We start from the raw sequence: 22699 nt of genomic DNA, 5'->3' as shown, positions 1-22699 counted from the left end.
TTCCTTGTCAAAAAAACTATTCTTTGTCAGAAAATACAAGAGCATGGCCATGAACTAGTGCGTTTGCCACCTTACCGCGCGCTTGTTTAACCGCGTTACCAAAGGTTTGACGAGACACGCCCATTTCATCGGCAGCCTGTTGTTGGCTCAATCCCATCACATCAGCAAGCCGTAATGCTTCAAGCTCCTCGCGAGTTATCGTTACTTTGGCTAATTGGCCAAGCGCAACCCCGTTAGGTTTAAAGCAGGAATAAGCGGCGCTGCCGCAGATACGTCGTTCTATTTTGGGGCGAACCATTTATTTACTCCTAGTGATCATACCAGCAACTTTAAGTTGCTTGGGTATGTGCCGTTAAAGTACGCCTCAAACTGGCATATGCCAATAACTATTTTTGGCATATGCTAATAACTTAGGTTGCATTTTTGCTTGTTTGCAGAGCGAAGCATCTTTGCACAGTGGTTTGTTTAACCTCAAATGCTATTGGCCTCGACCACACACCATCACCATAACTGTGCGCAGCATGATATAACCATCCATACGCAACCAACTTTTGGCTGAGCTCAGCGATAGCGCATAGGAGTGGTCAAAACCCACTTTAGAACGAACATCTTCGATACAAGTGTCATAACCTTGGTTGACTTGCGCAAGACCGGTAATCCCTGGTGTTACGCCATAGGTGCGCTCTGCAAAGTAGGGAATCGCATTTTCCAATTTTTGATAGAACCCTGGGCGCTCTGGGCGAGGGCCAATAATTGACATATCACCGAGCAATACGTTGATGAACTGAGGAAGTTCATCAAGTCGTGTCTTACGTAAAAAGAGCCCAACTCGAGTAATACGAGGATCGCCTTTTTCTGCCCAAGTCGCGCCGGATTGCGCTTCAGCATCGGTTCGCATGGTACGAAATTTAATCATATTAAATAGTAGGCTTCGGTCGGGAAGGGCGCGGCCAATACGCAGTTGTCGAAACAGAACCGGTCCACGACTGTCACATTTAATGGCCAGAGCAATCAAAGGAAACAGTGGCAAGGTGAGCGCTAAGCCAATCAGTGCGAAAACGATATCGAAGCCGCGTTTTGCGATGGCCGTCGTAGGATTGATGCTATGGTTGTGTGAGTTGAGTGTTTTCATTGTGTGCTCCTTAAGATTTGCGCTCTTGGCCGACGCGTTGCCAATGTCCATTTTCAAGTCCAAAAAGATAGCGTAGGCAGCCAATAAGATTGGCGGTATGGCCTACAACGAGATAATCGAGTGCTTTGCATGCTTTATGTGTTAAGGTGCTGCGGCGTAAATGCCAGTAAAGAACTAGGCCATAAAGCGCGAATTGACCTACGGCGGCAAGCGCAAAAATCCAGGCTGTCGTGCTTAATATCAAACTCCCGATGAATGCCCAAAGCATAAGAAAAGGCATCAATACGCGAAGTGCTTTACCTGAGGCAAACGCAAATGCCACGCCGCGATAACGAGGATGCAGTAGATGCATTAGGCGCAACAATTGCTGACAGTTGCCTGCGCCAATACGTAAGCGGCGGCGAAAATCTTGCTGTCCAGTAGTCTGTTCCAATTCAATGGCGTGGATTTGAGCCACGGCTTCTGCGCGATATCCACGTCCAACAATCTCCATTGGCAGTACGAAGTCATCGTTGATGGTGTCGGCTCTCAGTGGTGAAAACAGTTCACGACGAATGAAGTAGAGCGCGCCATGAGCGCCAAGTGCAGAGCCAAGCTGCGCTTCACGATGCTGAATTTGGTTTTGATATTGCCAGTAGTTTTTTTCTTCGGTTGATGAGTGGATAAATCCATATTGGCTATTAACCACACCGACGCTGTGCCGACGAAAGCGCTCCGCAGCGAGTTGAAGTGCATCAAAAGATATTAGTGCTGATACGTCACTAAAGGCGATGATGTCGGTGGTGACTTGCATTGCGGCATCGTTAAGGGTGGCGACTTTGCCTCGATTATCGGTAAATTCAAGTACCGTTACCTTAAGCGTTTGGCACAAAGGCTCTGAAGCGGTTTGTCGTGCGATAGCAGCAGTATCGTCGGTGCAGCCATCACACGCGATCAACACCGTGAGCTTGTCACTGGGGTAATCGAGCATGGCAATATTGCGAATTTTTTCGGCAATCCAACACGCTTCATTGTAGGCTGGCATCACAATCGTTATTGAAGGTAGGGTGGCAGTGCATGAATTGGCAATACTGTACGCCTTCTCATCAAAGTTTGTTTGCATCGGTTTATGACGAGTCAGCCACTTTAACGCGAGGGGATAGCCAAGATGGTGGTAAACAATCAGAGCCATAGCAATGAGCGTTGAGATAATAAGAAGGTTAAGCCACATTTGCCTGCTCCTTTGCCAATAAGTCGAAAATGGCGCGATCATAGCGGCGTGCCATAGTGCAAACATCGGCTTTCTCTTGAGCGTGAAGTCGCGGAGATACCGTACTTGGCCAGCGCATTGCTTGGTCCAGCGCTATGGCCATCTGTTTTGGGTTATCGGCCAGTAAGCGAGTACCGCTTTGTGGGCATAAGGTCTCAGTAGCTCCACCGACATCGGTTACCGCAGCTGCAATGTTGCACGCCTGCGCTTCCAGTGGTGCGAGTGGGTAGCCTTCGTTAAATGAGGGCAAACAAAACAGATCGAGCGCTTGGTAAAAGCGTGGCATGGAATCAAGGTGTCCAAGAAAGTGGACTCTGTCAGACAACTTTAAATCGTGGGCAAGGCGGCGCAGTGCGCTGGATTGGGAGCCACTTCCCGCGATAGCCAAGTGATGGCGTTTGTCCATTTTCGCTAACGCTTGAATCAAGACTTGGTGACCTTTTTCCACTTCAAGTCGACCACTTGAACCAATCAAACTGAGGCTTGGATCAAGCCCCAATTGTTGACGTGCCAGACACTTATCTCCAGGGACAAATTTTTCAAGGTCAATGCCATTTTTGATCACTTGCGGTGCGGCAATACCTAACTGCTTCGCTAGATTTTTCGCCACTATGTGTGCATCAGCAATCAATTTGGTTTGGCCAAAACCACTGACAAATTTGTGCATTAGTCGATGACGCACATTTTGAAAATGCCATGCATCGTGTTCAGTGTGCATATGCGCTAAACCCGACAGGTGCGCCGCCAAGCCGCCATAGAGATAAGGGCCGATATGATGAGTGTGCACAACGTCTGCCTTGAGCACTTTTAGCCAGCCGTTAAGCGCTTTGAAAGTGGCAGCAGACCAACCTGATGGTTTGTTGAGAAAGATGAGCTTATCTTGATGCGCTTTTAGTCTTGGCCAATGCTCGAGAGCTTGGCTAAGCGAACCTTCGAGGCTAATGATTTTCATCGCAGGGTTAAAGTGCGAGTGCTGCATATAATCCAAAGCCATGACCTCAAGGCCACCTGGGCGCAGATGCTGAACTATTTGTACGACGTTGATGTTGGGTGTTGTGGTCATAATTGGCTCCAAGTGTTCAGGTATAAACACTAGATAGCGAATGATGTGCCAACAATTCACTCAATTTAATGTATTGATTTTTATCTTATTAAATTCCGCATTATCATGAGATAACGCCTTTTTATCGAATTGAGAATCAGATTGAAGGTTGAAGATGAAAAAAAGCGAGCCTTGAAGACTCGCTTGAGAAGATCAGAATAAATATGGTTACCTGAGTATATCTTAATACTTGAAGCGACGAATTTGCTGTGACAGTTCGCCAGTATGTTCAGAAATTTCTTCTGCCAAAACTTTCAAGTTGCTGTTTACCGCTTCCAGCTCTGTTGCGCTGGCATCGAGTTGATTCATATCAGAAGCGATGGTGCTACTCACATTAGACTGCTCCTCACATGCTGACGCGACGGAGTGGACCATACCATTGATAGCACTAACAGAATCGATAATGACACTCAGCGCGGCGTCAATTTCATCAGAACTTTGTTTGGTTTTTTCTACGAGGGTTTTTGACTGCTGTGTCGCGTCAAATGACGCACGAGTCTCATGTTGCAAACGCTCAATGATAGACTCAATTTCATTTGTTGATTCATGCGTTTTAGACGCTAGCGCGCGAACCTCGTCAGCAACCACTGCAAATCCGCGCCCACTTTCCCCTGCGCGCGCCGCTTCAATGGCTGCGTTGAGGGCGAGAAGGTTGGTTTGCTCCGCAATGGCTTTGATCACTTCGATAACACGACCAATGTCTTCACTACTGATATTTAACGAGTTGGCACATTCTGCTGCGGTTTCTAAGCTTTCAACCAATTGATCAATATTCTTCGCATTGAGTTTCAAGCTTTCGCCGCTGCGGTGGCTGAGTTCAAGCGCTTCATTGGTTTGCTGAAGCGTATTGTCGGTGTTTGATGCAATCTCTTTAGTCGCCAGATTAAACTGTTCAATTTTATTAAGGCTTTCATGAGTCAGCGAAGATTGTAGTTGCGTTTTCTGGTTCATTTCGTCACGCAAGTCGCTGATTTTTAGCCCATTGGTATTAAGTTTTTCTGTCGTTTGCGCCGTATCAACGATGATTTCTTGAACGGTTTCGACAAATTGATTGAACGCTTTGGCAAGACCTGCAATTTCGTCATCGCCTTGAGCAGTAACGCGAGAGGTCAAATCACCACCACCTGCGGCAATATCATTCATGCGGTTGGACATTTGGCGAATCGGTGCCACAACACGTTTATCAAGCACCAATGCGATCAGGAAAATACTTGCAAAGGCGACAACTAAAATGGTGGAAAGTGACATTTGCGTCGTTTGCGCGAGTTCTTCACGTTCCACTGAGCGGTTATAGCCAATTGCCACGTCACCAATCGCAAGGTTGTCCCACTCAACCTTAATATTGCCAGAGTGCTCGATTTGGCGAAGCGCAACTTCTGCGATCATTTTGCCATTTTGGTCACTGACACGGATGGAGGATATCATCGGCTTCTGTGCGTAGGCATCAATGATATTTTGAATCAGTGGGCGGTCGTAAACATAAATCGGCTCTTGCAAAATAACCGCAAGTTCCGATTCCATCGTTTTAATTGTTTGTTCAGTTTGAGTTTGAATGGCATTTTTATTGACTACATATTCCACAGAAAGCGCAATGGCAGCAACGATGGTCATAACAATGCTGACCCAAATAATGATTGTTTTTGTAAGTTTATTCATAGTCTTTATCTATATTGGTTGGCTCAGAAATAACCGTTATGGTTGCAATGGATCATAAAAATATTTCTTCGGGATGGAACGAGTTGCTTCAGTTAAATAAGGGTTTTCGAGCTCAATAACGACTCGCTGAGAAACATTGGCTTGAGCCAATACGGCTTTGACTTCGGGTTCATTGAAGAAAAGTTTTTCATAGGTGCCATCTTCAAATATTTCTTCAATGATTTGTAAAAGATGCGCGGCCAGTTGAGGATTGTTTTTGTTAACAAAGAACATGTAAGGCATCTGGTAGCGCAACATTACATGTTTATCAACCGCAAGTGGAAGTTCTGGATAGGTCCGCATCTCATTAAACGGCTCCATCAAACCACGAGCAAATAAATGACAGCGGTTGCCTGCTAGCATCATTTCAAAAATGTTTTTATACTTTAGTGACTTAGCAATAGTAAATCCGTTGGACTCAAGAATTTGAGTATCGGACCATGTTTTTCCCGAACAGATAGAGTATTTCATCATATCGGTTTTATTGCGTACATTAGCAAGCATATTGGCATCTTTCTGGTGAATCATTCCAATACGCATCCCAAGCATGCCACGATAGATAGGAAAGCGTACCGGAGCAAAGCGCGATTCCAGTTCAATACTCGTCGCAGTCCAATACACATCGAGGCGGTCAGCCTCAAGATCTGCGTAAACACGAGTTACCGCAGGTTCACCATTTTTTGCGTAAACATAATCTAAACTATCGTACTTATCAGATCGTTTTACGATTTCTTTTAATAACGTTAAGTAAAGCTTATGATCATTGACGCTACCAGCAACTCGAAGCGAAGCTGCAAAACTATCTAAAGAGAATAAGCTTAACGAAACGGAGGCAAGCAAAAAAGCAAGTTTCATAGTTTAACCACACAAGGAATTTATAAAGTAACGCATTATAATTATCTATATAAAGGAAAGCGGTTCCAATAGCTAATTATATAAATATCATTGTAAAATAAAGCAAAAAGCATATGCTGATATTAATCAAGAAAAAAGAATAACACTTTTGTTTGTTACACTATTTTCGTTTCTTGATCACACTTTTTGCAACTCGGTAGAAAACAAACTCGAGCGGTTTATAAAGATTGGCGAATGTGGTCTTATTCACTAAAAGTTGGCGGGTTTTATGAATTGTTATTTGGCAGTCTCGATAGCACTGGAACACCACTGAGATGCTCAAGAGTCGCCGCTCGCCGAACTGTGCCATCCAGCAGTTCCATGATAACCGCGAGGCCACAGCCGAAAAAAATACCTCCGATGAATCCAGCAATGGTAAAAACAAACAGCGGTAAATTACTCGGGGCGCTCGGCGAGTAGGGGCGGTCAATTACTTTGATTCGCTTGTCTTGCTCAAAGACGCCAAGTGAACTGATAAGTCGCGCTTTTTCTTGGCGTTGGAGCAGTTCCTCAAACAGTTCGCGTTTCACTTGTAAATCTCTTTCAAGACGCCGTATCTGCTGCTCTTTTTGACCGGAGAGTTGAGTTTTCAACTCTAACTCATCCACCATGGTTTGCAGGCTGCTGGTCTCCTCAGTCAACATCTCAACGCGGCTACGAGCCAATTGCAGGTTCTCAAGTTGTGAGATGAGCAGAGGCTGAGAATTCCCGGTTTCACTAATTCGCGCGCTATTAGCGATTTCCCACAATTGATCACTGTTAACATCTAGCTTGGTCTCACTCACCAGCTGCGAACGCTGCTCTTCTAAACGGCGAAGATTGCGCATCGCCGCTTGGATAGAGCTATGCTCATCGGTATAGCGAGCTTTTAGTAGTGCCAAATCGCTGCGCAGCCGAATGATCTGGTTCTCTATGCTGCCAATGACGGGGTTGGTACTAGAGAGCTGCTGATCTAAGCCACCAAGACTTTTTCTTGCCCCCGCCAGTTCTGCGCGCTTTTCGGATAGGCGCTGCTTTAACTGCTCGATGCGCGCAAAATTGGCCAATTGTAGCTCTGGTAACCCATCGGAATGTTGCGCGCGAAATTCCGCTAAGGCGGATTCGGCTTTATCCAGTTCAGCGCGACGATATTCAATGTGCTCGGCTAAAAACGAGCGTGAGTCTTGCATTGAGGAGCGCTCAGGTGCGAGTAGCTCCTCAACCACATGATAACTAACGGTTTCTAGGGTCTGTTTCATTCCATCTGGATCATTGGCACGATAATCAATTCGAATCACATCTTTACCAATAGCGCTCATACTCAAAGCGGCTGAAAGTTTGGCAATCGCTTCGTCGTGGCGGTACGAGGGCGCAGAGGCATCAACAAACCCCCGCTCAATTGCAACTTGTCCGAGAATATGTCGGCTGTGCAGTAAAGCCTGTAATCCACTAAAGCGCTCTTTTATTTGGGAAGAGACCGCAAGATCTTCTAAAAACGGATTCATTTTTGCGGTCTCTTGGATCAGCATGCTGGTATGAGATTGATATTGCTTAGGCGTAATGGCACCGATAAGCGTGCCTATGAGAGGCAGTATAAAAATAGGCAGTAAGATCACGTAGCGTCGACGCCAGGCACCTTCTAAAATCATCAGCAGTTTATAACTTAAGCTGTCCACGGTATGCGACTCCTTATCTGCATTTTGACGCTATTGACCCTATCTGGAGCGAAATTACGATCATAAATTTTCCAGCCAATTTGATAGCTGATCCGCTCGAGCGTCCCATGTATCTTGAGCAACTGCGCGCTGCTGCGCCGTGTTAGTCGAATGATTCTTTACCTTTTCAAGCGCGGCAATCATCTCATGCGCATTCCTCACTTGGGTGACGTAGTCGCGGTAGTGTGCAAGAGCGGGAAAGGGCGTGCTGACGACAGGACGACCTGCGGCCAGATATTCTCTTAGTTTTAACGGATTACACGCGCGAATTTGGCCATTATCAACAAAGGGCAGCAGGCTAACGTTCCAATGTTGGCTGTAACGTGGAAGCTCATGGTGCGGTAGAGGGCCAAGCAGTGACACATTCGCATAACTACCAAGTGCTTGTGCTTGGGTATTGGCCGCGCCAATAAAGATAAAGTGCCAGTGGGGAAGCGCTTCGATAACCTGACGAAGCAAAGGGTAATCCAGCCATTCGGATAATGAGCCATAAAAGCCAGCAATCGGAGTACTGTTATTGGAAAACGAGTCGGCGGGCGGCGCGCGGCGCGAAAAAAGATCATGATCGACCCCGTGCGTCAGTAATTGAGTGCGTTCAGGGGGAAATTTAGCGACCAGCGATTCGCTCGCCGCTAAAATCAAATTTGATCGAGTGACTAATTCCTGCTCGCGCATGGCGACTGTGTCGTGGTCAACTCCGGCAAGGGTTGAAAAGTCATCGCCACAATAATACACCAGGGAACGTGTGGGCAGCTTATCAAACAGATCTACCGCTGTGGGCAACGAGGTCCACATAATAGGATCGTGAAGCTGAGCACGTTCAATCACGGGCTTAAGCTGCTTGCTTAAGCTTGCGGCGGCAAGTTTGCGCGCCAAGCGGCTTTTTGGTGCGGGTATGGTTTTAGGTGCAACAATAGTGATGTTATTTATGCCGGTTTGAGACTTCATCGAAGATATAGAGTGAGATGACGTGCCTTTCATTGACGTATTGCGGTTTGCTGTCGTCACCGCGCGCAGCTTTCGCCATAAACGCTCAACATCATGACGATTGAGTTTGGGTTGACGTAGTCCAATGGAGTTGACCCAAATCACTTTGCGAGACGCTGCCAAACGCTTGATCAAGTGTTGTGTCGATGAAGGTAATCCTCCCCAATCTTCGCCAAACACGATGAGATCTCGTTTCATGCCGCGCCCTCATGGTCGTTTACTTTGCGATTGATGCACGCTGCGCTTGTTCGTTTATTCGAAGGGCGCTCGAAGGTCGATTGCTCGTGCGTTGAGTGCTCGTCAGAGGATGCGCCGCTGTTAAGCGACTCGGTGTGATTTTTGTGGTGTGAGTTGAGCTGCTCTTCTTTGGTCAGTGGACGCAGAACTTTCGCTGGCACACCACCTGCGACGACATTGGCAGGGATTGAATGTGTCACGACACTACCTGCTGCAATAACGCTATTTTCGCCAACCGTGACACCTGCCATCACGGAAACCCCAGTGGCGAGCCAGACATTACGCTCTAAAATAATGTCGCCAACTTGTTCATCGAGTTCAGGTAATCCAGCAGCGCGATCATAAGGGTTGATGGGATGCCCTGGATACCCCGCTAGAAACGCGCGTCCCGCAATGCGAGCGTTATCACCGATGATGACGCGTTTTCCCACGGCAATTGTGGTCTGCCAGCCAATATCGACATTATCTCCAACTAATAATTCCGGAGGATGCAACGCGCTCACGCGGCCAGAAAACGTGGTCGCACCGGAGATTCGATTATCTTTTCCTAGCGAAATTTTAAGCGGGCCAGTAACAAAGGGCATGCCGCCGTACAGATACAAATTGGCGCCTACTTGATCTATTCGTCCTTTAAAAATCGGTGTCCATAAAAACACGCGAGTCACTGTTGCCCAGACTTGCTGCAGCGTTACTGTCACTTTATAGAGCGGCACGACAATGACCTTGGGGGCGGGGGCGCTGAGCCCTAACAGTGATTTGGCAACGATAAACAGACGACGAGCGACCGGATGAGGGCTGTGTTTGAGCCAATGGCGCAGAGTTTGTGTCGAATGCATTAGGGCCTCCTTCGCGTATCACTCAGGTCGTTGAAGTGACTTATTTATATGCAACTAAGTGATATTGTTAAATTGTAGATGAGCTAAACCAATTTGCGCCAATTTGTCTCTTTGGAACAGTGTTCTTCATACCATCTTTACACCTCAACACAGCGGTTTAATACCATAGGCTCGTAGTAAGGTGGTGACCTCGATTTCAGCATTAAAACAGGCGCGAATGCGAAGTTCACACTGAGACTGCATCTGCTTGCGTTGGACTTCATTTTGCGTGAGCCAATGTTCCACCGATAATTTAAGCGGTGAAGGGTGAGAGTCGAGATTTGGCTCATTAAATAACGTTTCATCAATCAGCCAGCCATTTTGACCATGACTGATTAATCTCGGTAACTCGCCGACTCGAGTGGCGACAATAGCAATCCCGCGCGCCATGGCTTCAAGTGCTGCCATGGGCAAACCCTCGGCACGTGAGGGCATGATCAATAAGCCAATTTGCGACCAGACGTTTTCCATATCAGAGCAAGCGCCGTGAAATTTCACATTATTTGGCGCTTGGGCAATAAGCTGGTTTTTCAATGGACCATCGCCGTAAATATGAAATGTTTGCTCAGGTAATTGACGTGCTAACACGAGCAATCGCTCAGGTGCTTTCTCAAAGCTTAAACGACCGACAAACGCAATTTGTTTACCTTGGGAGCGAATCACTTTATTGAGGTTGATAAAGTTGGCTGCGAATCGAGCCGGCGAGGGGATTTGTTTTAGAATTGGTGTGCTGACCGCAAACACGGAACTGGCAAGCCGCGCAGTTTGGCGATCTAGCCAATCATAAAGTGCCATCTTACCCCGTTTGGTTTCACCACTATGATAGGTGCTAACGCAAGTTATGCCCAACAATGTGCTCATGGCTCTAAGCAGAATGCCCGCTTTATAACCGTGAGTATGAACAGCAGTGGGATTTTGCTGCTTTAATGTTTGCCACAGCTGCTTAACGCTGCCGTTAAGCAACCGATACTCAATATTGTGCTGCGCGAGTTTCCTCAATAAAGGATGCGCGCCTTGCTCGCCGAAGAAATAGTCACAGAGAAAAACCACACAAACCCGATAGCCACGGTTTTTGATTGCTTGAGCCAATTGCTCTACATGGGATTCGATACCACCAAAATTTCGACTGTCTAGTGCAAGCCAAATTAACTCTGAGCGGTCTGAGTAGCCGGCTTTAATAGCTTCAGCAGATGGGGTTGTTATTGGTTTTTTATTTCTTTGAATTGTGTTCATTTATTACTCCCAAATAGCAAAATTATTTATGCTCAAGCAAATTCACGTTGTTTTGGTTAGTAAGCAAATGTCACGCCATCAATGCAAGGTGTTGTTTTAATTGTTTTTTATGTTTGTTTTTTAGTGAAATTTGCTAAATTGGACTTAATGGTGTCACTTTAATAGGGTTTAATTGCAAAGCGATTCTTAAAATGAAAATAAGTTAATTTCAATAATGGCTAATTAGATTCGATTTGCGATTAATACTTGGTTTTTCGCTCATAGGCTGGACATTTTGAGGTGATAAGCCGCTTCAGGATTTTGCTTAAAGCTTTGATTAATGGGTGATTGATAGATTTACTTTGCAAGCAAAAAGTGGTCAATTCATTTTATGGCAGGAGGTTTGCTTTGTCTTAGCCATAATCAAACATCGAGGTATGAATATGGCAAAATATCTGGTTACTGGTGGTGGCGGTTTTATTGGATCGCATTTGGTTGAAGCGTTAATACTGCAGGGTCATTCGGTTAGAGTCGTGGATAATTTTGTGCATGGACAAATCACCGAGCTGATGGGTCGATGCGAATTGCGAGTGGAAGATATTTGTGACTTTGGTGTTATGAGATCTGCGATGGAAAACGTCGATGGCTGTTTTCATCTTGCTGCAGTAGCCCCAGAGCGCACGCTAGAAGTCACCAAAAGCGCAGAAGAAACGCTCGTTAATGATCACTGGGCGGTAGCACATCAAGTGAATTTACTCGGTAGCATTCGCGTATTAGAAGCGGCAAAAAAAGCCAAAACACCGGTGGTGTATGCGTCTTCGGCTGCAGTGTATGGTGACAATGCGGATTTACCACTTTCTGAACGTTCCACCGCGCGTCCGCTTACCGCCTATGGTGCCGACAAGCTTGCGACGGAGCTCCATGCTCGAGTGGCGTCTTTACTGCATGGCGTACCAACAACGGGGCTACGTTTGTTTAATGTTTTTGGCCCGAGGCAGAATCCGCAGTCGTCTTATTCAAATGTGATCTCTATTTTTATTAAGCAAGTATTGGCGCAAAAGCCACTTGAAGTTCACGGTGACGGAGAGCAAGTGCGCGATTTTATCTACGTTGACGACGCTGTGCGCTTTTTATGTGCCGCGATGGCGAATGCCTCCACGAATGCCGATATTTTTAATGTGTGCCGTGGTGAAGCGCTCTCAGTAAACCAGTTGGCGTCGATTATTATGTCACTCGCGGATCAACGGGTTGCCGTTTACCACCAAGCGCCAAGACGGGGAGACATTCGAACTTCAATTGGTAGCCCAATGCGCGCAGGGTGTGAACTAGGCTGCTTTGCCACCACATCGGTAATTCAAGGCTTGCGAAATCTGATAGCGCATCAACGTGATTTCGCTGAGCCTAATGTTTTACGAGCACAATCTACGTAAGCTCTCCAACCAAACTGTTCCCAAGTGACTTCAAGATGCTCGGAAACCATTACGCTTCATCGGTTTCCCACGCTTGTTTTTTACGGTACAGAGTTGATGGGCTAATTTTTAGCAACACGGCTGCTTTTAGTACATTACCATCACAATAGGCGATGGTTTTTTGAATCGCTTCACGCTCAATGTCACACAGAGGACGTATGACAGGTTCAGTGCTTGCCGCTGAAGGTAGTGGATTGGCGATCATCTCTTTTGCGTCACTTTCTGGCGTGTCAGTCACTAGACTGCTTTGCGGGTTTTCAAGCGCAATGGCGCGAATTTCATGATCGCTCAGCGTTTCATTGAGTGGTGGCGGTAGCTGTTTTATTGAAACGGCGTCGCCATCGTGAAGAACCACAATATTACGCACCACATTTTGCAGTTGGCGCACATTTCCAGGCCATGGGTAATGGCGCAAAACGACTTCGGTTTCAGGCGCAAACCGGCGGAATTTTTTGCCTTCTTCTTTGGCGTAGCGAGTTAAAAATCGCGTTGCGATAGCCAAAATATCATTACCGCGTTCACGTAGCGGAGGAATCGGAAGAGGCACAACATGCAAACGATAGTAAAGATCTTCACGAAAACGTCCCTGTGCCACTTCTTCTAGCGGGTCGCGGTTGGTGGCGCAGATAAATCGAATGTCGACTCGCTCTTCTTTGTTTCCGCCGACTTTTTGAAAGCGACCCGTTTGAATAAAACGCAGCAGCTTTTTTTGTAGTTCCAGATCCATTTCGCAAATTTCATCAAGGAATAGAGTGCCGCCATCAGCTTGAGCCGCTACCCCTTTGCGCTCGGCGCTAGCACCAGTAAATGCACCTTTGACGTGACCAAAGATTTCGCTTTCCATGAGATCTCTTGGTATAGCGCCGCAGTTAATCGCGACAAAGGGTTGTTCTGCGCGAGGGCTTTGTTGATGAATCGCTTCTGCGCACACTTCTTTACCTGTCCCGCTTTCACCAGTAATAAAAACCGTTGCTTTACTAGGGCCTGCTGCGTCAATGATGCGATAAACGTTTTGCATTGGTAAGCTGCCACCAATAAAGCCGCGATAGGAAGAACGCTCAAAATTGGATTGGAAATCTTCTACCAAGCCTTGCAACCGACTGCGCTCAAGCTGGTTATTAATGGTGGTTTTTAATCGGTCGGCATTGACTGGCTTTTCTAGAAAATCAATTGCGCCTTGGCGCATCAATTCAACCGCAGTATTCACCGAACCATGACTAGTTACCACCACGACTGGGCTGGGAATACCTTGCTTTTTGATCCACTGTAACAGCTGATTTCCTGAGATGTCCGGTAATTTGAGATCAAGTAATATTAAGTGGGGAGTATGCTCTTTGAGATACTGTTTTGCGCTCTCTCCCGTTTCCTTGTAGGCGACATTGATGGGTTCATTAGCCAAATATTGTTTGTACATTTGGATGAGTGGCAATGAATCTTCAACAATGAGTACGCGGCATTTTGATTTCATCTTAGGACTTCCTTAATAAAGCAAGGCATTGTTTTTATTTTATACTCAAGTAACTAACTAAGTGTATGTCAGATATCGATATGCACAAGATTGCATTTTTAACGGATGCCGCTGCAACTTCAAGTAGGATGGGTATCGCGAAACCCAGCGGCGGCTCTTTGGGTCAATTTGTCTAAGGAAACTTCGACAATGCCCGGCAGAGCTTGGGCTAAGGCCATCGCTTCTTCGGTGTGGTGTGAGAGACATTTTGCTTCGATATCGCGGCAAACATCACACAGCCATTGATTGCCATGGGCGGCCGCAGTGCTGCCAAGAGTGTGGACTTCAAATTCCAGGGTCTCTCTATCTCGCTGTTTTAGTGCCAGTTCTATTATGAGCAGCCGAGCGCGTGTATCTTCTAAATAAAATCCGATTAACTCAGTGACTAGCTGGGCTGAAGTGTCTTTGACCAATTGTTCCAATGTGCTCTCTAGCACAATGTTATTCGGCAGACAGGGTTCTCCGGCCATATGTTCCATAGGAATTGTGACCCCGTCTAAAGGTTCGCCATTGTTGGCGCATGAGTCGGGGTTTAGTGGATTATCAGTCGAATTCATAGGAGTCTCCTAATCGCTAAAGAGGACGGTGCTGCAGCAGAATTAAGGTTGCATCATCGCGGTGCCACTCGCCTTGTTTATCAAACACGCGCATCACATGGTGAAGTGCGTCAGCCAGTGGTAACGAATGGGTACGCTCTAACTCTTTAATAATAGCGAGTTCCAGCGCGGCACGTTGGGCGCGGTTTTCCGCAGCTTCAAATAAACCATCGGTAAATAGGGCAATCCGTGCGTCCTTTGTCATCACGCTACGGTACGTTTGGTAGTGAGCGGGCACTAACATTCCGGGCAAAATGCCGCCCACATTTAATGCATTTGAACCGTTAGATGAAATCAGTCGCGGCGCAGGATGCCCCGCGCTGGCAATATCGAACTGGCCATTGGGGTATAAAGTTACCGCGCAGCAAGTCAGCAACAGCTGTGACAGTAGGACATCATTACTGAGTGAGTCTGAAAGCTGGGCGAGCATGGTTGCGCAAGGGTCGTCGACTTTATCGAGATGATGCATTAACCCGCGAATATATCCGCCATACGCATAAGAGAAAAATTTTGCTGCAACGTCGTGGCCCATTACATCAATTAGCCCAAGAATAAATTTGTTCTCATGCTGATGAAACAGCGCTAAATCGCCGCCGCCAATTCCAGTGTTGCGTGACGCAATTGCAAGCTCCCAACCAAAAGCGCTGCTCGGTAGCGACGGAGTGAGCGCTTGGCTAATCCGTTGGTCTATTTTGTCGGTAAGTTGGCGAAATACCTGTTCTGATCTTTGCAGCACACGTTGAATGCTTTGAATCAACTCAGCCTTTTGAACCGGTTTAATCAGATAATCATCAATGCCAAGATCCGCCGCGCTTGCTTTAATCGCACTTGAATGGGCAGAGGTGAGAAAAATAAAGGGCGTTAGTAGAGTATCAGTTTGAGCATGAAGCGCTTTTTTGAGACTAAGACCGTCCATCCCGGGCATACGAATATCTGAAATCACCAATTCCACGCGATGCTCTTTCAACAATGTCAGCGCGGCAATGCCATCTTGCGCTTCGAGAATGTGGTAGTCGTTACAAAGGTAGGCGCGCAATAAACGCATTTGGCTCGCATCATCTTCAACCAAAAGTACTCTTGGTTTATGGCGTAATGACAATGACGAGGCGTTAGTTTCTTCAGCGACTGTTATTATGGTGTGCCAACCGAGCGTTAAGCAGTTACGGTTTAAGGCATGATTGGTGGCATAATGCTGGCTACTTGACTGAGCGCGGATAAGCGCAATGCCTCGTCCGTGCTCCGATTCGAGGTCTAGTGCAAAGTCCAGTGATGTGTCTAGGTGTTGAGAATTGACCGCCGTCGGATCCCAGCTTTGCCCATCATCTTCCAGCTTTAATTGCCAGCCATCACAAGAGCGAGCCAAGCTAATATCGAGATGCTTTGGCGGCGGCATACTATGTTCAATCAGGTTAGTCGCAGCTTCAGAGAAACAGAGTTGAATTTTGTTAATTAGCGCCGTATCAGCATTTTCACGTTGGAGTGATTTGCCCAGTGCGCGCCTTAGCTCACTGACGTTTGTAAGCGTGGCGGGTTGACTCAGGCGCTGAAAAAGTAATGTCATGGCTACCGTTCCAAAGAGAGGAGTTGACTGCGCTTGATGAGCGAAGTGAGTTTTTGAGCAATCTTGGGAAATCGCTTAGCCAGCCGCTCGATTTCTCTGAGCAATTCACTTTTTAGGCTTGGGTCAAATTGATCGTTCATCACGCACCCCACTAAGGTGCCATGGGCGTCAGAGATTTTCTTAATCGCCTCTTTTACTTGATTTTGGGTGGTTTTTCCCGAAAGAACCACGAGCAGCGTGCCATCACAAGCGCTTGCGACCCGTTCGGGTGAAATGCTCTCTGAATGAAGTGCTGCAACGGCCGCTGTATCAAAAATAATCAGGTCAAAGCTCTCTTTCCAGCGCTTAATGTAGCGCTCTAACGCATTAGGGCGCCGAAGTTCGACAATCGTTTCGCGTCTTGAGGGGGCCACTATTCCGGTAAACATGGCATTATTGTGGCTGGCGGCCACGAGCTCTGGCCCAGACAGTGCGCTCTCTGCCAAAATCGGATTGGACGCGGCGTGTTGAGATGGGTTCAGTGCATCGTTAGAGCCTGTTGAATTTTGTGGCGCAGTGGTATCGGTGAGATTGATGTTTTGAGCGATAAAACTGGGTTGGCTAAGATTAAAATCAACCAGCAGGGTGCGTTTTCCGGCGAGCAATGAGCGCTCCGCTAACAAACAGGCAAGTGATGTGACCCCTTCTTTGGGCTGACTTGCGGTTATCGCAATGCTGCGATAGTTATTGCGCACCAATTGGTAATAAATTCGCTCAACTTCGATCATTAACGGGTTCATAAGCCTCTCCCATTTAACTCATCCACAAATTACCGAACATTGCTGCATTTTTGGGTAACAGCTAGGGCAAGTTCTGCCAAAGTTCATCACAGCACTCCAATCAATGCCGCAATGCCAATCACTTGGAAGAGGTCGCTCAAACCATTACGCACTTGAGTTGCCAAGCTCTCTTCCCGTGTTGGTACATAAATGGTGTCACCAACGCGAACCACGGGAAGATCTTCAAATCGCGCGGTACGGCTAAAACGCGACAAATCAAATGTACGCGCTTGATCGGCGCAGCATGACAAATTGACGACAGCAATTTTTTCCACATAAGCGTTATCGCTGGTGCCTCCGGCTTCGGCGAGCAAATCGAGGATCGTCATTGAGTCATCAAAAGGGTAGCGTCCGGGCTTATTGACTGCGCCGAGCACGCGCACGGTCTCTTCTTTTGTGTTATCAAGCCAGCTTCTGTCTTTGGCGGGCACATAAATGGTGTCGCCAATATTGACTTCAGGCAGTAAGGTGGCATCGCCCGTTTCAAAAAACAGCGCTAAGTTGAGTCGAGAAACACGCGCGTGCTGGCCATCAAGATGGGTAATACGAATATTGTGCAGATCCGCTCGTTCATTTGGGCCATCCGCCGCGGCAAGAATGTCGAGAAAATTCATCTGTTCAGTAAAACGATAACGCCCGGGTGCGCCAACTTGACCCAGAATGTAAATTGAGCTGTCCGAACTTTGCCGAATCCATTTAGACTTGTTGTCGGTTGGATCATCCGGTAAATCGTGAATGCGAACGGTTGAGCCTGCGCGAATTTTTGGTAGCTCACTGTCGGGTTTGCCAGCCGAAATAAAGGTATCTAGATTAAACACGGTGGCTTGGGTTTGATTTGGCCCCGTTGGTGTCACAACTTCAATTCGGCTGGTGTCAGCGCGTGATGTCGGGCCTCCCACGTGGGCTAGCAAATCAAGCAGGGACATTTCGCTCGACCATTCTACGCGGCTAGGGCGCACCACTTCACCCAGAACGCGCACCGCGCGATCTGGTGAGACTTTTAGCCATGACTTTTCATTAATGTCGAGTTTTTCCGGTACAAAAATGGCGTCGCCGGGCTGCATTTTAGGCATAGCGCCAGCCATTTTCCCTTCAGAAAACAGCGTGAGATCAAACGGTATCGTGGTGCCATCACGACGAATGATGCGGATCTGACGGCTCTCGGCAAAGCGAGTAGGCCCGCCTGCATTAGCGAGAATATCAATAAATGTCGCGTTTTCTTTACCTTCAAAAGCGCCCGGTTTTGCTACTTCGCCCATCACATAAACGGTATTTGACCCCGCTTTGATCTCTTCTTCTTGCTTAGGCACAAAAATAGTGGCGCCTTCATTAATGCTGGGAAGTAGGCTTTCATCGCCACTATCAAGATACTGTTTGAGATCGAAAATTTTCGGCTCGTTATTTGAAATGACGCGAATTTGCTCGACGGCGGCATAGCGTGTCACGCCTCCCGCGCGCATCAGTAAATCGACTAAATTGTTGCTCTGCTTAGCGGAAAAACTGCCGGGGCTTAATACCTCACCAAAGACCTTAATTGCACTGCGCTCATTAGCTGCGTCGCCAGAGTCGGCTAATTTGGCTGGATCAAAGGTTTGTTCAATATTGCCAATCATCGGAGAGGCGGGCACAAATAGCAGATCAAGCGATTGTAGTTGCGGCAGTAGGGCTGAATCGCCAGTATCAAGAAACTTTTTATAATCAAAGGTGATAATTTGAGAGCCGCGACGCAGCTGAAATTTGTCCAGTTGAGCCCCCGGCCTAACGCCGCCAGCGGCCACAATCGCCATTTGCACAGAGGCGTTTTGATTGAGAGTCACTTCACCGGGTTCAAGGACATAGCCTTGTACCGTCACTAGAAGCTGGCGTTTGGTAATGAGTACTTGCAGCGCGGAAAGATCGCGAAAAACTCGGCTTAGCGCACGGTTGACGGTTTGCTTAAGCGCGGTTTCATTTTGCCCTGTAACAGCAATAGGGCCAATTTCTGGCAGCGTAATACGCCCTTGGCGATCCACTTGAAACGCTTGATTCAATGTGGTTTCGCCGGGTAATAGCACCGTGATTTCATCGCCGATTTGGACTTGATAATCTACTTTTTCACCGACAATGCCGTCATTTGCAGCAAGCGCAAAGCTGGTCAGCAGCAGAGTGACAAAAGCGAGCGTTAGTGCCAGCGCAAAAAGAAAACCACCAGGTTGCCACCTTGCGACTGATTGGCATTTGTTAGAGTGTATGAGCGCGATCATCGGCGCTCCTTAAGACGCTCCTCGAGTACCGCGTTAATATCACGATACACCGGCGCGCGATGTGACGGCGAGGCCGAGTTACTTTGCTTGGTTTTGCTATCTACCGTGAGCGCGTTGGCTCTAAAATGATCTGTATTGTTGTCGGTGAAAGCGCCGCTGGTGGCGCTTTCTAGTGGAACGTTCCCAGAGGTTTGCTCGATTAACTCAATCGACACTCGGCGGTTGACCAACCGCACTTGTGGTTCATTTCCTTCAAAGAGGGGATCGGTCGCGCCGACCGCCGCAATCGAAATTCGCGTTGCAGGAACGCCAAATATCAATAGATAACGGCGCACTTGTTTTGCGCGCTCTAACGATAAGGTCTGATTGGCCGCGTGCGTACCAATCGAATCTGCGTGTCCGGTGATATGCAGCCGATATTGTGGCAGATCGCGTAATAAATGTGCCGCTTCAGCCAAGTGCCCCATGTACTTGGGGTTAACGGCAGGCGAGTTAAACGCGAATTGATTGTCGATATTAAGTAATTCGTAAATCGTTGCGGCCAACTCGCTGGCGCTGATATCGCCGTTGGCTGAGTTGGGTAAGCAAGCACCGCTGCCTTTCACCGCATCAAGTTGATTTTCTAATCGCTCTAACGCCGCTCGCTGAATGATAATGTCGTTGGCAGCATCAAATTCAAGGCCGCCATAGAGCTCTCTAACGATTCGGTCTTGCAACTGCCGCGCTTGGTAAACCGAAGCGGGAAAACAGAGCTTTGCACCTTCTAAAACTAAGATATCCAGTTGGCGAGCCAGCAGCTCCCATTCAAATCGCATGCCTTGCTGTGGGGTAAGAGGCTGGTCGGGCAATACAGGTGAAAGGGTCGAATAATAGTGCTCTGCCATGCCCCCTTGTCCCTCTTCCGGGTAGTAGGTGCACCCAGAGAGTAGTAACGCGCCAGCAAGCAAATAAGCGCAGGGGTGAAAGCCACAAAAAGCCCTATGAATGGCTAAATGAATGTATTTGGAGACAACGTGGAATCCCATAGTTTTCCCTCCTTGTTCAATCTCGTCAAAATGCCCTTATACCCTTTCCACTTGAAGTTGCAGGGGTGTTGGCTGGCCCTCACAACCCTCATCATATAGCCCGTCTATGTTCACGAAGTGCTCAGAGGCTTTGCTCGTTTGTCGCCTACCTGCAACTCCAAGTTGTTTGGGTATAGACCTCGCTGGTAATGGCGACGCACCGAAACATCTCAATTTTAGGAAGGTGAGCCGGCAGTGCTGGTTAAGGGAATTGCGGTATCAATTCTCAGTAGTGTAATAATTTCAAGAGGCTGTCCATGAACATTGGCTAATGTGAGAGTGCAGCCTTGTGCTTTCAGACGTTTAAACAAAAACACAATTGCCCCAATACCAGAGCTGTCTAAGAAGTCGACCTCGGCTAAATCCATCGTCATGTTAACCGCAGGGTGCTCATTGATAAGCTGCTCAATCAGAGGCTGTGCCTGACTGCATCCACTGGCATCCATATCTCCGCTAACCACAAGAAGGAGTGAATCATTGGGCTGGTTTAAACATTCAATGTGCATAGACGTTACCTTAGTTTTTGTGCCGATGACGTTTGTGACAGTTGCCATTCACAGGAGCGAATTACGTGCCAATTTTTTATTAAATATATTCAATGAGTTAAATTTAAGGCTTTGTCATAATTTGACGATTTCGCAAAATGACAATCAACCTGCAATCGTTATTGCTTCTTACCAGCACGATGCTCATCAATGTGCATATGTTGCTTAAACAAAAGCGTAGAATGAAATTTGCAAGTTCGCGAATAATGGAGAAATTTTTGTTAAAAGAGTGAGATTAAACTATGGGCCGCGTGCAACATAACGCGAGACGGACGCTGTTAGGGCAAGCAGAATATACAAAGGCCAGGTAAAGCCTTGAGTCAAAAATGTGGCAGAGACACAAAATGCTACCATGCCGGAGTACAGCCCTTCTGATATGGTCAGAACAACGGGTGGGTAGTGAGAGGGGTTTTGCATCACAATATTGACAGTGCGCCGCGCGGAAAAAAAGACCGTTGCGGTCATCAGTAAAAAGGCGATTAAACCGACAAATCCAGTTTCAGCCAGAACGCCAAGCCACGTACTATGAACGGCGTGGTTAAGCCCATCCCAATGAGGCGAGTAAAAGAAGTAATTGAAGTAAAAATTATTCAGACCGACGCCGGAAAACGGATTGTCGACCGCCATAAAAAACGCCGCTTGCCACGCATAAATGCGTCCCATTGCGGATTCATCAATGCCATCTTCTGCCGCGCCACCGGATTTGCGGCCACTGATTCCAGCCAATACAAACAGAATCATCATGGCGATGCCGCCACCAATAATGAGTAACGCTTTTGATTTCACTCGTCGCCATGCAAAGATTGCTAACCCCGAAACAATACCAAGCAGGCCGCCACGGCTTTGGGTGGAAATAATCGCAAAGAAGATCGCGATTGCCGCGAGCAGCCCAATAAAGCGGGTCCATTTTGACAATCCTGGCGTTAAAACGATGCTCACAGTAAAAGAGAAAGGAAACAGCAGGACCAATGCAAGATCGTTAGGGTCACCTATCGCAGAGCCAAGGTCGCGAGCAATGGTGACGCGAGTGCCTTCGACTAATCCGATGCCATTCACCTTATTGAAAATCGCCACCGATGCGACCGCAAGCCCAGAGAGAGTGATCATAATTAATGTGTTGCGGTAGTGATAAGCGTCGGTGAGTAACCACGCCAGTGCGGGCGTCATAATGCCAATTTTGACATAGATGTTGGTGAAATAGGCGCTGGCTTCACCAACGTTACTCGCCAACGGCACGCCCAACAATGTTAGGGCGAAAAACGCGTAGAAATAATTAAGCTCTTTGCTGGTATACATTTTGAGCTTGCCGCTGATCGCAATATGCCACGCTAGTGTGGCCAATGTGCCTAGTGACAACAATAACGGAATCTTGAAGTTGTAGAGAGCGGGAAAGGCTTCATGAAGACGAAAAAACGAGAAGGCGATAAAAAGCAGACCGAGTAGCACCGGATAGCCGAGCGTTATCAGTATGGCAATGGGCAATAAACCAATCACAATCGGAATAATAGGGTGGGGCACAACAAGCCAAAGCGCGCTAATTAAGGCCAAAAACACCAGCGTACATAAAACATAGCGCGATTTTGCTTGATGAAGCAGGGTTGGAGAGGCCGGCTTTACTCTTTCCAATTTGAAATAACACTCTAATTTATATGCTCTTAATTGAGTAAAGCAGAGAATTGGACATGAGCAAGTTATACCTTTACCACTTGAGCTTACAGGAGTGAGCACTTCGATTGAATTGGGATTAAACGGCATTTTTACGCACGGTTATTTCAATATAATCCGTTTAACCAATTGAAATATAGATAATTTGAATCAT

17 protein-coding genes and 2 pseudogenes are annotated in these 22699 nt (G+C 47.2%); 1 reads left to right on the top strand and 18 read right to left on the bottom strand.

Annotation, left to right across the window (positions count from 1 at the left end; genetic code table 11):
* Positions 1-16: 16 nt before the first annotated feature.
* The 10 genes and pseudogenes from HGP28_RS08495 to HGP28_RS08450 all read right to left on the bottom strand — a co-directional run bounded on the left by HGP28_RS08495 (position 17) and on the right by HGP28_RS08450 (position 11098).
* Complete coding sequence (locus tag HGP28_RS08495) at positions 17-298, bottom strand: DUF134 domain-containing protein (RefSeq protein ID WP_168836025.1); 282 nt, start codon at positions 296-298, stop codon at positions 17-19.
* Between the two features lie 180 nt (positions 299-478).
* Positions 479-1132 carry a sugar transferase gene (locus HGP28_RS08490; protein ID WP_168836024.1) on the bottom strand — a complete coding sequence of 218 codons (654 nt, stop codon included), beginning with the start codon at positions 1130-1132 and terminating at the stop codon, positions 479-481.
* 10 nt (positions 1133-1142) lie between these two features.
* A complete protein-coding gene (locus tag HGP28_RS08485; RefSeq protein ID WP_168836023.1) occupies positions 1143-2342 on the bottom strand; it encodes a glycosyltransferase family 2 protein in 1200 nt (399 codons plus the stop codon).
* Positions 2332-3444 carry a glycosyltransferase gene (locus tag HGP28_RS08480; protein WP_246225654.1) on the bottom strand — a complete coding sequence of 371 codons (1113 nt, stop codon included), beginning with the start codon at positions 3442-3444 and terminating at the stop codon, positions 2332-2334. Before HGP28_RS08480 ends, HGP28_RS08485 begins: the two co-directional genes overlap by 11 nt.
* Positions 3445-3666: 222 nt before the next feature.
* A complete protein-coding gene (locus tag HGP28_RS08475) occupies positions 3667-5139 on the bottom strand; it encodes a methyl-accepting chemotaxis protein (protein WP_168836022.1) in 1473 nt (490 codons plus the stop codon).
* A gap of 36 nt (positions 5140-5175) precedes the next feature.
* Entirely contained in the window at positions 5176-6033 is an 858-nt protein-coding gene (locus HGP28_RS08470; protein ID WP_168836021.1) for a transporter substrate-binding domain-containing protein, read from the bottom strand.
* A gap of 266 nt (positions 6034-6299) precedes the next feature.
* Positions 6300-7727 (bottom strand): GumC domain-containing protein, encoded by a 1428-nt coding sequence (locus tag HGP28_RS08465; RefSeq protein WP_168836020.1) that lies wholly within the window; start codon positions 7725-7727, stop codon positions 6300-6302.
* Positions 7728-7787: 60 nt separating this feature from the next.
* The gene (locus HGP28_RS08460; RefSeq protein WP_168836019.1) at positions 7788-8951 is read right to left on the bottom strand and encodes a glycosyltransferase; all 1164 of its coding nucleotides are present in this window, start codon (positions 8949-8951) and stop codon (positions 7788-7790) included.
* 161 nt (positions 8952-9112) lie between these two features.
* Positions 9113-9826: pseudogene (locus HGP28_RS08455) on the bottom strand (acyltransferase); the annotation flags it as partial.
* 144 nt (positions 9827-9970) lie between these two features.
* Positions 9971-11098, bottom strand: coding sequence for a glycosyltransferase family 4 protein (locus HGP28_RS08450; protein WP_168836017.1), 1128 nt, complete (start codon positions 11096-11098; stop codon positions 9971-9973).
* Between the two features lie 422 nt (positions 11099-11520).
* Here HGP28_RS08450 and HGP28_RS08445 point away from each other — a divergent pair, with 422 nt between their 5' ends.
* Positions 11521-12507, top strand: coding sequence for an NAD-dependent epimerase/dehydratase family protein (locus HGP28_RS08445; RefSeq protein ID WP_168836016.1), 987 nt, complete (start codon positions 11521-11523; stop codon positions 12505-12507).
* Between the two features lie 49 nt (positions 12508-12556).
* Here the strand turns inward: HGP28_RS08445 and HGP28_RS08440 are convergent, their stop codons facing one another.
* From HGP28_RS08440 to HGP28_RS08405, 8 genes and pseudogenes are all read right to left on the bottom strand, one after another.
* On the bottom strand, positions 12557-14014 hold the full coding sequence (locus HGP28_RS08440; RefSeq protein ID WP_168836015.1) for a sigma-54-dependent transcriptional regulator: 1458 nt from the start codon (positions 14012-14014) through the stop codon (positions 12557-12559).
* 119 nt (positions 14015-14133) lie between these two features.
* Entirely contained in the window at positions 14134-14610 is a 477-nt protein-coding gene (locus tag HGP28_RS08435; RefSeq protein WP_168836014.1) for an Hpt domain-containing protein, read from the bottom strand.
* Positions 14611-14626: 16 nt separating this feature from the next.
* On the bottom strand, positions 14627-16210 hold the full coding sequence (locus HGP28_RS08430) for a SpoIIE family protein phosphatase (RefSeq protein ID WP_168836013.1): 1584 nt from the start codon (positions 16208-16210) through the stop codon (positions 14627-14629).
* Positions 16211-16212: 2 nt separating this feature from the next.
* Positions 16213-16989, bottom strand: coding sequence for a CpsD/CapB family tyrosine-protein kinase (locus tag HGP28_RS08425; RefSeq protein WP_168836012.1), 777 nt, complete (start codon positions 16987-16989; stop codon positions 16213-16215).
* A gap of 86 nt (positions 16990-17075) precedes the next feature.
* A complete protein-coding gene (locus tag HGP28_RS08420; protein WP_439333846.1) occupies positions 17076-19199 on the bottom strand; it encodes an SLBB domain-containing protein in 2124 nt (707 codons plus the stop codon).
* Between the two features lie 266 nt (positions 19200-19465).
* Positions 19466-20155 (bottom strand): annotated as a pseudogene (locus HGP28_RS08415) (OmpA family protein); the annotation flags it as partial.
* A gap of 356 nt (positions 20156-20511) precedes the next feature.
* Positions 20512-20841, bottom strand: a complete 330-nt coding sequence (locus tag HGP28_RS08410) for an STAS domain-containing protein (protein ID WP_168836009.1) — start codon at positions 20839-20841, stop codon at positions 20512-20514.
* Positions 20842-21120: 279 nt separating this feature from the next.
* Positions 21121-22506, bottom strand: a complete 1386-nt coding sequence (locus HGP28_RS08405; RefSeq protein WP_246225651.1) for an O-antigen ligase family protein — start codon at positions 22504-22506, stop codon at positions 21121-21123.
* Positions 22507-22699: the final 193 nt, after the last annotated feature.

The organism is Vibrio agarilyticus, assembly GCF_012641465.1.
Lineage (GTDB): Bacteria > Pseudomonadota > Gammaproteobacteria > Enterobacterales > Vibrionaceae > Vibrio > Vibrio agarilyticus.
The sequence above is the reverse complement of the archived record's forward strand: the minus strand, read 5'-3'. Positions and strand labels throughout refer to the sequence as shown.